The 12,279-nt window shown below is 68.6% G+C and carries 13 protein-coding genes; 10 read left to right on the plus strand and 3 right to left on the minus strand.

The genetic code is table 11. The annotated features are described in order from the left end of the window. Window positions 1-297: 297 nt before the first annotated feature. The 8 genes from E3U25_RS11970 to E3U25_RS12005 all read left to right on the plus strand — a co-directional run bounded on the left by E3U25_RS11970 (window position 298) and on the right by E3U25_RS12005 (window position 8,403). The gene (locus E3U25_RS11970) at window positions 298-1,509 is read left to right on the plus strand and encodes an ABC transporter substrate-binding protein (RefSeq protein WP_116222585.1); all 1,212 of its coding nucleotides are present in this window, start codon (window positions 298-300) and stop codon (window positions 1,507-1,509) included. A gap of 64 nt (window positions 1,510-1,573) precedes the next feature. Next, a complete protein-coding gene (locus E3U25_RS11975; protein WP_036756728.1) occupies window positions 1,574-2,428 on the plus strand; it encodes a branched-chain amino acid ABC transporter permease in 855 nt (284 codons plus the stop codon). Between the two features lie 2 nt (window positions 2,429-2,430). Continuing rightward, window positions 2,431-3,402: a branched-chain amino acid ABC transporter permease gene (locus tag E3U25_RS11980; RefSeq protein WP_244295284.1), complete on the plus strand. Its 972-nt coding sequence runs from the start codon at window positions 2,431-2,433 to the stop codon at window positions 3,400-3,402. A gap of 1 nt (window position 3,403) precedes the next feature. Beyond that, window positions 3,404-4,171 carry an ABC transporter ATP-binding protein gene (locus E3U25_RS11985; protein WP_036756714.1) on the plus strand — a complete coding sequence of 256 codons (768 nt, stop codon included), beginning with the start codon at window positions 3,404-3,406 and terminating at the stop codon, window positions 4,169-4,171. After that, window positions 4,168-4,872 carry an ABC transporter ATP-binding protein gene (locus E3U25_RS11990; protein WP_072461935.1) on the plus strand — a complete coding sequence of 235 codons (705 nt, stop codon included), beginning with the start codon at window positions 4,168-4,170 and terminating at the stop codon, window positions 4,870-4,872. Before E3U25_RS11985 ends, E3U25_RS11990 begins: the two co-directional genes overlap by 4 nt. 11 nt (window positions 4,873-4,883) lie before the next feature. Then, window positions 4,884-6,143: a Zn-dependent hydrolase gene (locus E3U25_RS11995; RefSeq protein ID WP_166435580.1), complete on the plus strand. Its 1,260-nt coding sequence runs from the start codon at window positions 4,884-4,886 to the stop codon at window positions 6,141-6,143. Then, entirely contained in the window at window positions 6,140-7,624 is a 1,485-nt protein-coding gene (locus E3U25_RS12000; protein ID WP_116222588.1) for a M81 family metallopeptidase, read from the plus strand. Before E3U25_RS11995 ends, E3U25_RS12000 begins: the two co-directional genes overlap by 4 nt. An 8-nt stretch (window positions 7,625-7,632) precedes the next feature. Further along, window positions 7,633-8,403, plus strand: coding sequence for a FadR/GntR family transcriptional regulator (locus E3U25_RS12005; protein WP_072461938.1), 771 nt, complete (start codon window positions 7,633-7,635; stop codon window positions 8,401-8,403). A 73-nt stretch (window positions 8,404-8,476) separates the two neighbouring features. Here E3U25_RS12005 and ssb read toward each other — a convergent pair whose 3' ends face one another. After that, the gene (gene ssb / locus E3U25_RS12010) at window positions 8,477-8,983 is read right to left on the minus strand and encodes a single-stranded DNA-binding protein (RefSeq protein WP_116222589.1); all 507 of its coding nucleotides are present in this window, start codon (window positions 8,981-8,983) and stop codon (window positions 8,477-8,479) included. A gap of 209 nt (window positions 8,984-9,192) precedes the next feature. Here ssb and E3U25_RS12015 point away from each other — a divergent pair, with 209 nt between their 5' ends. Continuing rightward, window positions 9,193-9,840: a lytic transglycosylase domain-containing protein gene (locus E3U25_RS12015; RefSeq protein ID WP_036756703.1), complete on the plus strand. Its 648-nt coding sequence runs from the start codon at window positions 9,193-9,195 to the stop codon at window positions 9,838-9,840. 56 nt (window positions 9,841-9,896) lie between these two features. Here E3U25_RS12015 and E3U25_RS12020 read toward each other — a convergent pair whose 3' ends face one another. Continuing rightward, a complete protein-coding gene (locus tag E3U25_RS12020) occupies window positions 9,897-10,469 on the minus strand; it encodes a lipid-binding SYLF domain-containing protein (protein WP_084197151.1) in 573 nt (190 codons plus the stop codon). A 70-nt stretch (window positions 10,470-10,539) separates the two neighbouring features. Then, a complete protein-coding gene (gene hemB / locus E3U25_RS12025) occupies window positions 10,540-11,538 on the minus strand; it encodes a porphobilinogen synthase (RefSeq protein ID WP_116222590.1) in 999 nt (332 codons plus the stop codon). Between the two features lie 151 nt (window positions 11,539-11,689). On the opposite strand from hemB, the gene E3U25_RS12030 reads away from it, so the two are divergent. Beyond that, window positions 11,690-12,256 (plus strand): hypothetical protein, encoded by a 567-nt coding sequence (locus E3U25_RS12030; RefSeq protein WP_116222591.1) that lies wholly within the window; start codon window positions 11,690-11,692, stop codon window positions 12,254-12,256. The last annotated feature ends 23 nt before the right edge of the window (window positions 12,257-12,279 follow it).

Consider the following 12,279-nt stretch of genomic DNA (forward strand, 5'->3'; position numbering starts at 1 on the left):
CTGCGCCCGAATGCGGAAAAGGGATAGAGCCAGATCGCGCCCATAGATGGGGCCAGTTCGGCGCAAGCAGGGCCGAATCGGGCTGGGTCGCGCGCCCTTGCCGCGGGTTTTGCCGCTGCCCTTTCTGCGGGCGCGAAGCTATCGCTGCGATGCAGAAACGATCAGATCGATGATTTCAAAGGGAAATATTCGGAAGGCGAGGCGAAGCCGCTTATAGACAGATAATCCTATCTATACGTATAGTTTTGAAAGTTGCCTCCCCTAGAACCAATGCAACGCCAACAACAGGGTTTCCCCATGATCAATCGTCGTCGTTTCCTGACCACATCCACGCTGGCCGCGGCCGCGCTTGCCGCGCCGGGGCTTGTCACCCGCGCCCTTGCCCAGGGCGAGGCGCTGAAGATCGGCGTGCCGGTGCCGATCTCGGGCGCCTTTGCCGCCAACGGCAAGTTCGCCACCATCGGCGCGGTGATGGCCGCCGAAGAGGTCGCGGCCGCGCATGGCGTGCAGGTCTCGACCCTCGACCTGGATACCGAGGGCAAGCCTGCGACCGCGGTGCGCAAGGTGCAGGACGCGCTGGCGCAGGACGGGGTCAAGCTGTTCGCCGGCGGCATCCTGTCGTCGGAATCGCTGGCCATGGGCAAGGAGGTCGAGCGCGGCGGCGGCGCCTTCATGACCACCGCCGGCGCCGACGAGATCACCGGCGTCGATTGCAACAAGGCCACCTTCCGCTGGTCGGTGCCGACCTATGGCGCCATCAACGAGACCGTGCGCCCGATCATCGACGCGCTGCCCGATGCCAAGAAATGGTATACGATCACCCCGCAATACGTCTTTGGCGACGGGCTGCTGAACGCCGCCAAGGATGTGTTCGCGGAAAAGGGCATCGAGCATGTCGGCAACAGCTATCATTCGCTGACCGACAAGGAATTTTCCGGCTACCTGACCAATGCCATCGCCGCCCAGCCCCACGTGCTGCTGCTCTTGAACTTCGGCGCGCAAAGCTCGGATACGCTGCGCCAGGCGGTCAGCTTTGGCCTCAAGCAGCGCATGACCATCGTCGTTGCCTGGGCCTCGGGGCTCGAGCAGTTCGAGGCGCTGGGGCCGGACATCTGCGAGGGCGTCTATTTCGGCGCGCAATACTGGCATGGCGCCGATACGGCCCTGAACCGCGAGTTGGTGGCCAAGGTGCAGGAAAAGCACGGCTTCAACCCGAACTATTCCTTTGCCGGCAGCTATATCTGCGCGAAACTGCTGCTGGAAGCCGCGGTCAAGGCCGGCTCGCCGGATGGCGCGGGCGTCGCCGCGGCGCTGAGCGGGTTGAAATACCAGGGCCTGACCGGCGAGGAGGAGATCCGCGCCGCCGACCACCAGGTCATCAAGGACTATTACCTGCTCAAGGGCAAGGCCAAGGCCGACATGGCCGACAAGGACGATTACGCCGAGGTCATCAGCGCCGGCAAGTCGTTCCTGTCGCCCGAGGATGCCGGCTGCAAGATGCCCGCCTGAACCCCCGCCTCCCCGCGCGACCCCTGTCGCGCGGGGCCTTTTCGCCCGGTTTCAGGAGAAGCCCGTGATCTACCTATTCCAGGTTCTGAACGGCATCGGTCTGGGGATGCTGTATTTCCTGCTCGCCGTCGGCCTCAGCGTCATCTTCGGCCTGTTGCAGTTCGTGAACTTCGCCCATGGCGCCTTCTACCTGCTGGGCGCCTATCTGACCTATGACCTGACCATGCGCGGCTTCAGCTTCTGGGCCGCCATGCCGCTGGCCACGCTGATCGTGGCCGGCATCGCCGCGCTGATCGAGGCGGTGCTGCTGCATCGCATCTACAAGCTGCCGCATACCTTCCACATCCTGGTGACGGTCGGCCTGGCCCTGGTCGTGCAGGAGCTGGTCATCATCGCCTGGGGGCCGCTGGGCGGCTCGGTTCCCGCGCCGGACGGGTTGCAGGGCGTCGTCATCCTGGGCGATTTCATCTATCCGCAATACCGGCTCTTCACCATCGGCTTCACCGCCGTCCTGGCCGGGCTGCTCTGGTGGCTGCTCGAAGGCACGCGGCTGGGCGCCATCGTGCGCGGCGGGTCCGAATCGCCGGCGAACATGGCGCTCTTGGGCTACAACACGCTGCGCATCAACACCGCCGTCTTCGGCTTCGGCGCCGGGCTTGCCGGGCTTGCGGGCGCGCTTGCCGCGCCGATCCGGGGCGTCGAGCCCTTCATGGGGATCGAGGCGCTTTCCGTCGCCTTCGTCGTCGTCGTGATCGGCGGCATGGGCAGCTATACCGGCGCGCTGGTCGCGGGCCTGCTGGTCGGCGTGGTGCAAAGCGTCATGACCACGCTCTGGCCCGAGGGCGCGCGGCTGATGATCTATGTCGGCATGGCGCTGGTCATCGCGCTGATGCCCCGCGGCCTGTTGGGGAGGGCATGAGCATGAACCCGCTCGACAAACCCTATGCGCAGCTCGCGCTGGCGCTGCTGACCGTGCTGGTGCTGCCGCTGTTCCTGAAATCCGGCATCCTGGCGACCGAGATCCTGATCTTCGCCATGGTCGTCGCGGCTTGCAACCTGCTTCTGGGCTACACCGGCCTGCTGTCCTTCGGCCAGGGCATCTTCTTCGGCATCGGCACCTATGTCGCCGGCATCTGCCTGACGCGCTGGTCGGTCCCGGTGCCCCTGGTGCTGGCTGGCGCGGCGGTGCTGGGCGCGGCCACGGCGACGCTGGTCGGCTGGCTGTCGATCCGCCGGCAGGGGGTCTATTTCGTCATGCTGACGCTGGCCTTCTCGCAGCTGTTCTACTTCGTCGCCTATACGTTCAGCGGCGTGACCGGCGGCGACAACGGCCTTTTGGGCGTGCCGCGTCCTTCGGTCGGCGGCACGGCGCTGAACAGCCCGTGGTCCTATTACACCTTCGTCGCCGTCTGCTTCGTTGCGGTCTTCGCGGTGCTGGTCATGGTCACGCAATCGACCTTCGGCCGCACCCTGCTGGCGATCCGCGAGAACGAGGGGCGGGCGGCCGCCATCGGCTTCCCGACCAAGCTGTTCAAGCTTGAGGCTTTCGCCATCTCGGGCGCGGTCACGGCCTTCGGCGGTGCGCTGCATGCCATGCTGATCGGCGTCGCGCCCCTGTCGAACATCGAATACCACACCAGCGAGCTGATCCTGATCATGACCATCATCGGCGGCAGCTCCAGCCTGTTCGGCTCGGTGCTGGGGGCGGGGTTCTACCTGCTCTTGGCCGATGCGCTCTCGACGGTCTGGCCGCGCTGGCTGCTGCTCTTGGGCCTGGTGCTTGTGACGGTGGCGCTGTTCCTGCAACGCGGGCTCTGGGGGCTGGTCGAGCGCGGCTACGACCTGGTCTTCCGCCGCGAGCGCGCGCCCGAAACCCCGGCCGAGGAGCATTGAGATGACCGACATCGCATTGCAGACCCGCGGCCTGGGCGTCAAATACGGCAACTTCCACGCGCTGGCCGAGGTCGACCTGCAGATCCGCCGCAACTCGGTCCATTCGATCATCGGGCCGAACGGCGCGGGCAAGACCACGCTGTTCCATGCGCTGACCGGGCGGGTGCGGGCATCCTCGGGCCGGATCGAGCTGGACGGGCGCGACATCACCGACACCTCGGACGACGACCGGGTGCGGCTGGGGATCGCGCGCTCGTTCCAGGTCACGAGCCTGTTCCCGAACCTGGCCCTGCGCGAGAACCTGCGCCTGGCCGCCCAGGGCCGCACGCCCTGGCAGGCGCTGGCGCCCTGGCGGCGGGCGGAAGCCAATGCCGAGGCGCTGGCCATCGCCGACGAGGTGATCGAGCGGCTGGCGCTTGCCCCCGTGTCGAACCGGCTGGCGGGCGAGCTGTCGCATGGCCAGCAGCGCCGGCTGGAGGTCGGCATGGCCATGGCGGCGCGGCCGCGCGTCATCCTGCTGGACGAGCCGACATCCGGCATGGGCATCGACGACATCGAGGCGATGAAGCAGCTGATCCGCGACCTGGGCCGCGACCATACCGTGCTGTTCATCGAGCATAACATGGGCATCGTCATGAACATCTCGGACATGGTCACGGTGATGCGGCTGGGCCGCAAGCTGGTCGAGGGGCCGCCCGCCCAGGTCCGCGACGACCCCGAGGTGCAGCGCGCCTATCTGGGCAACATGATCACGGGGGACATCGCATGAGCGCCGCGCTGCGACTGACCGATCTGCACAGCTATTACGGCAAGAGCCACATCCTGCAAGGCGTTACGCTGGAGGTCGGGCCGGGCGAGATCGTCACCCTGCTGGGCCGCAACGGCGCCGGCAAAAGCACGACGCTGAAGACCGCCGTGGGGCTGATCGCGCCGCGGCAGGGCCGGGTGGAACTGGCGGGCCGCGACGTGACCGGCCAGCCCGCGCATCGCATCGCCGCGGCCGGGCTGTCGCTGGTGCCCGAGGACCGCGGCATCTTCCAGCTGCTCAGCGTCGAGGAGAACCTGCGCATCGCCGTGCGCCGCGGCTCGCCCTGGTCGCTTGGCGACATCTACCGCATCTTTCCGCGGCTCGAGGAGCGCAGGAAGAACGGCGGCGGCCAGCTTTCGGGGGGCGAGCAGCAGATGCTGTCGATCGCCCGCGCGCTGCTGAACGGCCCCAAGGTGCTGATGCTCGACGAGCCGGTCGAGGGCCTGGCCCCGATCATCGTCGAGGAGATCGTGGCCCAGATCCGCCTGATCCGCGAGGCCGGCGTGCCGATCCTGCTGGTCGAGCAGAACCTGGCCGTGTGCAGCCAACTGGCCGACCGGCACTACATCCTGGAACTGGGCCGCATCGTGCATTGCGCCAGCGCCGAGCAGTTCCGCAGCGACCCCGATACCATCGACCGCTATCTGGGCGTGAAGGCATGAAGGAAACCACCATGTCCAACCTGACGATCGACGCCGAAAGGCTGTGGGACAGCCTGATGGAGACGGCGCGCATCGGCGCCACGCCCGACGGCGGCATCGCCCGGCTGACGCTGTCCGAGGACGACCGCCGCGTGCGCGACTGGCTTGGGGCGCAATGCGACGCGCTGGGGCTGAGCATGACCGTGGACGAGGCCGGCAACATGTTCGCCACCCGCCCCGGCGCCCGCGCGGACCTGCCCGCCATCGCCATGGGCAGCCACCTGGACACCCAGCCGACCGGCGGCAAGTTCGACGGCGTGCTGGGGGTGCTGGCGGGGCTCGAGGTGCTGCGCACGCTCGACGCAGCCGGCTACCAGACCGAGGCGCCGCTGATGCTGGTCAACTGGACCAACGAGGAGGGCTCGCGCTTTTCGCCGGCCATGCTTGGCTCGGGGATCTGGGCCGGGGTCTATAGCCGCGAATACGGCGACGGGCGGGCGGACGCCCGCGGCGACACCTTCGGCGCCAGCCTGGACCGCATCGGCTATCGCGGCGAGGCCAAGGCGGGCGCCGTCCGCTTCGGCGCCATGTTCGAGCTGCATATCGAGCAGGGCCCGATCCTGGAGGCCGAGGGCATCCAGATCGGCGTGGTGCAGGGCATCCAGGGCATGCGCTGGTTCGAACTGACCCTGACCGGCACGGCGGCGCATACTGGCTCGACCCCCATGGGCATGCGCCGCAACGCGCTTCTGGGCATGGCGCGGGTGATCGAGGGCATCGACCGCATCGCCAAGGCGCATCAGGACGCGGTGGGCACCATCGGCTTCCTGGAGATCAGCCCCAATTCGCACAACGTCATCCCCGGCGAGGTGCGCGCCACCATCGACCTGCGCCACCCCTCGGATGCGGTGCTGGACCGGATGCAGGCTGAGGTCGAGGCACTGGTGCAGGATGCCGCCGGGGCGGTCGGGCTGGAAAGCCGACTGGAGCAGATCTCGCGCACCGCGCCGGTGGTGTTCGACGCCGAATGCATCGCCTCGGTCAGGGCGGGGGCGCAGGCGGCGGGCTATTCCACGCGCGACATCATCTCGGGCGCCGGCCATGACGCCGCCCATGCCGCGGCCAAGGCGCCGACGACGATGATCTTCGTGCCCTGCAAGGACGGGCTGAGCCACAACCCCGCCGAATCGACCGAACCCGCGGAATGCGCCGCCGGCGCGCAGGTGTTGCTGGAGGCGGTGCTGGACTATGACCGCCGCATGGCCGAGACCCGCAAGGGGGCCGCCGCATGACCCGCCTTGTCCTGGCCCGGCTGAACCACGAGACCAACACCTTCTCGCCGCTCAAGACCCCGCTGGCCGCCTTTGCCCCGAAATGGGGCGAGGACGCGCTGGCCGCGGCCGAGACCTATCCCGCCGCCATCGGCGCCTTTTACGCCTTCGCCCGCCGCATCGGCGCCGAGGTCGAGGTGCCGCTGATAGCCCATGCCATGCCCTCGGGGCCCGTCGAGGACGATGCCTTCGAGGCCATGGCGCAGGCGATCCTGGCGGCGGTGGAAAAAGGCTGCGACGGCATCCTGCTGGACCTGCACGGCGCCATGGTCACGCGCAGCCATGACGACGGCGAGGGCGAACTGCTGCGCCGCGTCCGCGCCGCCGCGCCGGGCGTGCCCATCGGCGTGGCGCTGGACCTGCATGGCAATATCACCCAAGCCACGCTGGACCATTGCGACGTGATCGCCGGCTTCAAGACCTATCCGCATGTGGACATGGTCGAGACCGGCGAACATGTCGTGCGCCTGTTCGAACCGCTGCTTTCCGGCGCCCCGCGCCCGGCAATGGCGCTGTGCCACCCGCCGATGCTGGCGGCGACGCTGTGCATGAACACGACGACCGACTGCGCCATGACCGACCTGATCGCGCTGGCGCGGCAGGCCGAGGCGCGGCCGGGCGTGCAGGCGGTGACGGTCTTTGGCGGCTTTCCCATCGCCGACCTGGCCGAGACCGGCCTGTCCATCGTCACCGTCGCCGACACGCCCGAGCTTGCGCGCGCGGTCGCGCAGGAGCTTGGCCGCGAGGCATGGCACCGGCGCGCCGAATATGTCTATGCCGAGGAACCCCTGGCGCAATCCATCGCCCGCGCCGCCGCGCTGGCCGATGGCTCGGCCCCGGTGCTGCTGCTGGACCATGGCGACAATTGCATGTCGGGCGGCAGCTGCGACGTGATGGACGTGCTGGAGGAACTGCTGGCCGCCGGGCAGCAGGGCATCCTGGTCGGTCCCGTCGCCGATCCCGAGACCGTGGCGCAGCTTTTGGCCGCGGGCGAGGGAACCGAGGCCGAGATCCGGCTGGGCAACAAGACCCCGGCCGAGGGCCTGCCCGCGCCGCGCCCGCCGCTGCGGCTGTCGGGCCGGGTCACGGCGCTGTCGGACGGGCGCTATCGCGTGGCCGGCCCGATCTATCACGGGCAGGGGCTGTCGATGGGCCGCGCCGCCGCCTTCGACACCGGCGCCGCGCGCATCGTGATCTGCGAGGAACCGCACGAGCCACTGGACCTGGGCTGCTTTTCCTGCCTCGGCCTCGACGCCGGCAAGGCGCGGTTCCTGCACCTGAAATCGCGCATGTATTGCCGTCCGGTCTTCGAGCCGCTGGCCAAGGCGGTGGTGGAATGCGCCAGCTCGGGCGTAACCGCCTCGGATTACGATCTGTTTGCTTTCAAAAAACTCGCCCGGCCCATATATCCGCTGGACCTGGGGACAACCTGGCAGGATTGAAGGACCGCATGGATCAGGACGCGCCGGCAGGCAAGGAACGCAGGCTTACCCGCATCAAGCTGTCGGACCAGGTGGCCGAGGACATCCGCCGCCGCATCGCCCGCGACGGCATGCACCCCGGCGACCGATTGCCGCATGAGCGCGCGCTGATGGAGCATTACGGCTGCTCGAAAGGCACCATCCGCGAGGCGCTGAAGGCGCTGGAGGTCGAGGGGCTGGTGCGCATGCTCTCGGGTCCGAACGGCGGGCCCGAGATCCAGCCGGCCTCGATCGACATCGTCACCCAGCAGCTGCGGCAATACCTGCATTTCCAGAAGATCGACTTCGCCCAGGTCTACGAGCTGCGCCAGTCGCTGGAGGTCAGCCTGGCGCGCAACGTCATCGGCAAGCTGACGCCCGCGCATTTCCGCCGGCTCGAGGAAAACATCCGCATCTGCGAAGAGGCGAACGCGGCCCAGGACCGCGCCGTGGTGCGCCGGGCCGAGACCGAGTTCCACGACATCCTCTGCGAGGCCTCGGACAACGTGATCCTGGTCTTCATGTGCCGCTTTCTGAACAGCATGCTGCGCGACCTGGTCAGCTATCGCAGCGAAAGCATGCGCGAGCACGAGATCTTCGGCGAGGCGAATATCGAAAGCCACCGGCAATTGCTGGCCGCCTTTCGTGCCGAGGACGGCGATGCCGCCGCCCGCATCATGCACGACCACATGTGCTGCGCCGAAAGCTACATGCGGCGGCTGGACGCCTCGTTCCGCTCGGACCTGCTGAGCCGGTTCTGAACGCAAGATCCCGGCCGCGAGGGGCCGGGATCGGGATTCGTGGGGCCAGGTTCGCGGGCCCAGGATTCGCGGATCAGAACGGGATGTCGTCGTCGAAATCGGGACGGTTCTGCGACTGCCCGCCGCCTGAGGAACTGCCGCCCGAAGAGCCGCCGCCGCCATAGCCGCCGCCCCCGTAACCGCCGCCGCCATAGCCGTCATCGCGGCCGCCGCCCGCCGCACCGCCGCCGCGGCTGTCGAGCATGTGCAGCTCGCTGCGGAAGGGGCGCAGCGCCACCTCGGTCGAATAGCGGTCGTTGCCGCTCTGGTCCTGCCATTTGCGGGTCTCCAGCTGGCCCTCGACATAGACCTTGGAGCCCTTTTTCAGGTATTGCTCGGCCACGCGGACCAGGGGCTCGGAATAGATGGCGACCGTGTGCCATTCCGTGCGCTCCTTGCGCTCGCCGGTGTTGCGGTCCTTCCAGGTCTCCGAGGTCGCGATACGCAGGTTGGCGACCTTGCCGCCGCTGGGAAAGCTGCGGATCTCCGGGTCTTGGCCCAGGTTGCCGACCAGGATCACCTTGTTCACGCTGCCAGCCATGCTGCGGTCCCTTTCGTTGGCTTCGTTCCCGCGGGGGTGTAGCGCGTGAGGGGGCGGGGGGGCAAGCGGAATGGCGTCACCCCGGCCATGGGCGGAAATCCGCCGATGGCGGTGCCGCCCGGCGCGCGGCAAAATCCTCTTGCGGCGCGCGGCCCGCTTTGCGCTATAGTGCCGGCAAAAAAGAAGACGCCATGCATGAGGGACCAAGGATGCTTTCACGCGATCGGGCGATGATGCGCCAGCTGGGCCGGGCCGTGATGGCCCTGGCGCTTTCGGCCGGGCTGGCCGCCCCCGCCACGGCCGACGGGCTGCGGCTGCAGGCGAAAAGCGGCAAGTCGCGGCTGGCCCAGTTCGAGCGCCAGACCCGGCTGATGGATTCGCGCCTGGCCGCGCAATACCAGCAATCGGCGCGGCTGCGCCCCGGCGGCACCTCGACCAAGAGCGTGGTGGAGCTGGACATTCCCACCGCCATCCCCGCCTATCGCGGCAACCGGCGCAGCCAGTACCTGCCCCATGCCCGTGCCGTCGCGCGCAAGCACGGCATCCCCGAGGATCTGTTCCTGCGCCTGGTGCAGCAGGAATCGGGCTGGAACCCCTCGGCCCGCTCGCACAAGGGGGCGCAGGGGCTGGCGCAGCTGATGCCGGGCACGGCGGCCAAGCTGGGCGTCGATCCCAACGACCCGATGCAGAACCTGGAAGGCGGCGCGCGCTACCTGCGCATGATGTACAACACCTTCGGCAGCTGGCGGCTGGCGCTGGCGGCCTATAACGCCGGGCCGGCGGCGGTGGCGAAATACGGCGGCGTGCCGCCCTATCGCGAGACGCGCAACTACGTCCGCATCATCCACGGCAGCTGAAAGGCTGGGCCGGGCAGGGCGTCCGGCCTTGGCGCGCGCCCTCAGAAGGTCGAGGGTCAGAAGGTCGAGGGGATGACGCGGCTGTATTTCGTCCCGGCGATCGAGGCGCCGGCCATCAGACCCGACTGGCCGAAGATCATCGCCACCACCGGCTGCTGCGCGGTGATGGTGTCGGTGCCCATCGAGACGCCCCCGGCGGGCAGCGCGTAATAGGCCCCGGCCTCGGCCACCCAGCCCGGCGCGCGGCGGAAATCGGCCAGCGCGGCATCGGTCTGGAAGATCAGCACATGGGCATATTGCTGCGCGCCGATCTGGAAGCCGACGCTGGCCTGCGCCGCCGAATAGTAGTCCACCGTCACGTCGTTGATGCGCAGCGCGCCCTGGCCATAGGCGCCGCCGACGCCGAAGCCTGCCTCGGTCATCAGCGGCATGTAGAGCACGCCCTTGGCGTTCTGCACCATGGGCGCGACATTGGGATAGCTGCGCAGCAGGAAGTCCCGCGTCGCATCGACGCGCGCGTCCAGCCGCGAGGGCGCATCCTGCCCGATCGCGTTCGAACAGCCCGCCAGCCCCAGCGCCGCGCCGCCCAGCAGCAGCAGGCGCCGGCTCATCCCGTTGGAATACATCATCCTAGCCCTCGTTCCCTGTTCGGCGGTTGCCCCGCCTGTCAAGGCCGCGATGATAGACGGGCGCGCGCCCTCACGCCAGCCTTTCGGCCACCTGCGGCGCGTAATAGGTCAGGATGCCGTCGCAGCCGGCGCGGCGAAAGGCCAGCAGGCTTTCCACCACCACCTCGCGCGACAGCCAGCCGTTGCGGATCGCGCCCTCGATCATCGCATATTCGCCGCTGACCTGATAGGCAAAGGTCGGCGCCGCGAACTGGTCGCGGACCATGCGGCAGATGTCCAGATAGGGCATGCCCGGCTTGACCATGACCATGTCGGCGCCCTCGGCCAGGTCGCGGGCGACGCAGCGCATTGCCTCTTCGCGGTTGGCGGGGTTCACCTGATAGGTCTTCTTGTCGCCCACCAGCCGCCCCGAGGCGCCCACCGCGTCGCGGAACGGGCCATAGAAGCCGCTGGCGAATTTCGCCGCATAGGACAGGATCGCCACGTCCTTGTGGCCGTTTTGCTCCAGCAGCCCGCGCAGCGCGCCGATCCTCCCGTCCATCATGTCCGAGGGGCCCAGGATGTCCGCCCCCGCCTCGGCCTGGACCAGCGCCATGCGGCCAAGCGCCTCGACGGTCTCGTCGTTCAGGATCACCCCGTCGCGCACCAGCCCGTCATGGCCGTTGGCGTTATAGGGGTCCAGCGCGATGTCAGTCATCACCGCCAGTTCGGGCGCGACCTCCTTGATGGCGCGGATGGCGCGGTTGCCGATGTTGTCGGGATCCCAGGCGCGCTCGCAGCTTTCGGTCTTCAGCTCCGGGTCGGAGTGGGGAAAGATGCAGATCGCCGGGATGCCCAGCCGCATCGCGGTTTCCGCCGCGCGCTTGGCGCCGTTCAGCGTCAGCCGCTCGACGCCCGGCATCGAGGGGATCTCGCCCTCGCCGCCGGCGATCTCGGTCACGAAGATCGGCCAGATCAGGTTGGCGGGGGTCAGGGTCGTTTCCGTCACCATCGCGCGCAGCGCGGGCGTGCGGCGCAGCCGGCGCAGGCGGCTGGCGGGGAAGGGGGCGGTGATCGGGGTCGGGGACATGGGCGGGGCCTGTGGCTTGCAAGGATCTGGCCCGAACCTGCACCCATGCCCCGCGCCGCGCAACCCCTTGCCGCCCGGCGGCGAAAATCGAGGTTTTCCTTTGCCCCAGGCCCGGTTAGTTTGCCCTGCGCAACCGCTGCAAGGAGAAGACGTGCCCCGACCCGAGGGAATCCTCGCCCTGCTGGACAGCCGGTCCTTCGGCTCGATCTGGTTCTGGGTGATCCTGACTCTGGCCTGGACCATGGCGGGGCGCCGCATCCTGGGCGTGCCCTCGGACGTGATTTCCGGGGCCGTCGGCGCCGAGCCGGGCCCCAGGGACGACCCGGCCGCCCTGGCGCTGCTCGACTGGCTGTCGCTGACCCTGCCGCGCTGGCGCATCGACCGGCGCGAGGGCGCGATCCTGCTGGGGCTGGGCTCGTTCCTGCTGACCACGTTGGCCATCCTGGGCTTTGGCTACGGGCTGGAGATGGCGCAGGCGCTGGTGCTGCTGGTCCTGCCCTTCGCCCTGCTTTTCGGGCTGGAGCTGCGGCTGGCGCGGCGCCTGCGCGCGGTGCTGGCCCGCGCCGAGGTGGGCCAGCCGGTCAACGAGGCCGGGGCCGAGGCCGCGCGGCTGATGCGCCGGCACCGGATGGTGATCCTGGCCATGTCGGTCCTTGTGGTGGCGCTGACCGCCTTTTACGGCGCGCTCTGGATGATCGTGCATCCCTTCGGCTTCTGAACCGCTCTTGACTTCGCCGATGC

The organism is Paracoccus versutus (assembly GCF_029909795.1).
Taxonomy (GTDB): Bacteria; Pseudomonadota; Alphaproteobacteria; order Rhodobacterales; family Rhodobacteraceae; genus Paracoccus; species Paracoccus versutus.

Bases quoted from the DNA above. Each gene is read 5' to 3' on its own strand.
- E3U25_RS11990 (WP_072461935.1), top strand. From the start codon at position 4,168: ATGAGCGCCGCGCTGCGACTGACCGATCTGCACAGCTATTACGGCAAG.
- hemB (WP_116222590.1), bottom strand. From the start codon at position 11,538: ATGTCCCCGACCCCGATCACCGCCCCCTTCCCCGCCAGCCGCCTGCGC.
- E3U25_RS11980 (WP_244295284.1), top strand. From the start codon at position 2,431: ATGAACCCGCTCGACAAACCCTATGCGCAGCTCGCGCTGGCGCTGCTG.
- E3U25_RS12005 (WP_072461938.1), top strand. From the start codon at position 7,633: ATGGATCAGGACGCGCCGGCAGGCAAGGAACGCAGGCTTACCCGCATC.
- E3U25_RS11985 (WP_036756714.1), top strand. From the start codon at position 3,404: ATGACCGACATCGCATTGCAGACCCGCGGCCTGGGCGTCAAATACGGC.
- E3U25_RS11970 (WP_116222585.1), top strand. From the start codon at position 298: ATGATCAATCGTCGTCGTTTCCTGACCACATCCACGCTGGCCGCGGCC.
- E3U25_RS12000 (WP_116222588.1), top strand. From the start codon at position 6,140: ATGACCCGCCTTGTCCTGGCCCGGCTGAACCACGAGACCAACACCTTC.
- E3U25_RS12020 (WP_084197151.1), bottom strand. From the start codon at position 10,469: ATGATGTATTCCAACGGGATGAGCCGGCGCCTGCTGCTGCTGGGCGGC.
- E3U25_RS12015 (WP_036756703.1), top strand. From the start codon at position 9,193: ATGCTTTCACGCGATCGGGCGATGATGCGCCAGCTGGGCCGGGCCGTG.
- E3U25_RS11995 (WP_166435580.1), top strand. From the start codon at position 4,884: ATGTCCAACCTGACGATCGACGCCGAAAGGCTGTGGGACAGCCTGATG.
- ssb (WP_116222589.1), bottom strand. From the start codon at position 8,983: ATGGCTGGCAGCGTGAACAAGGTGATCCTGGTCGGCAACCTGGGCCAA.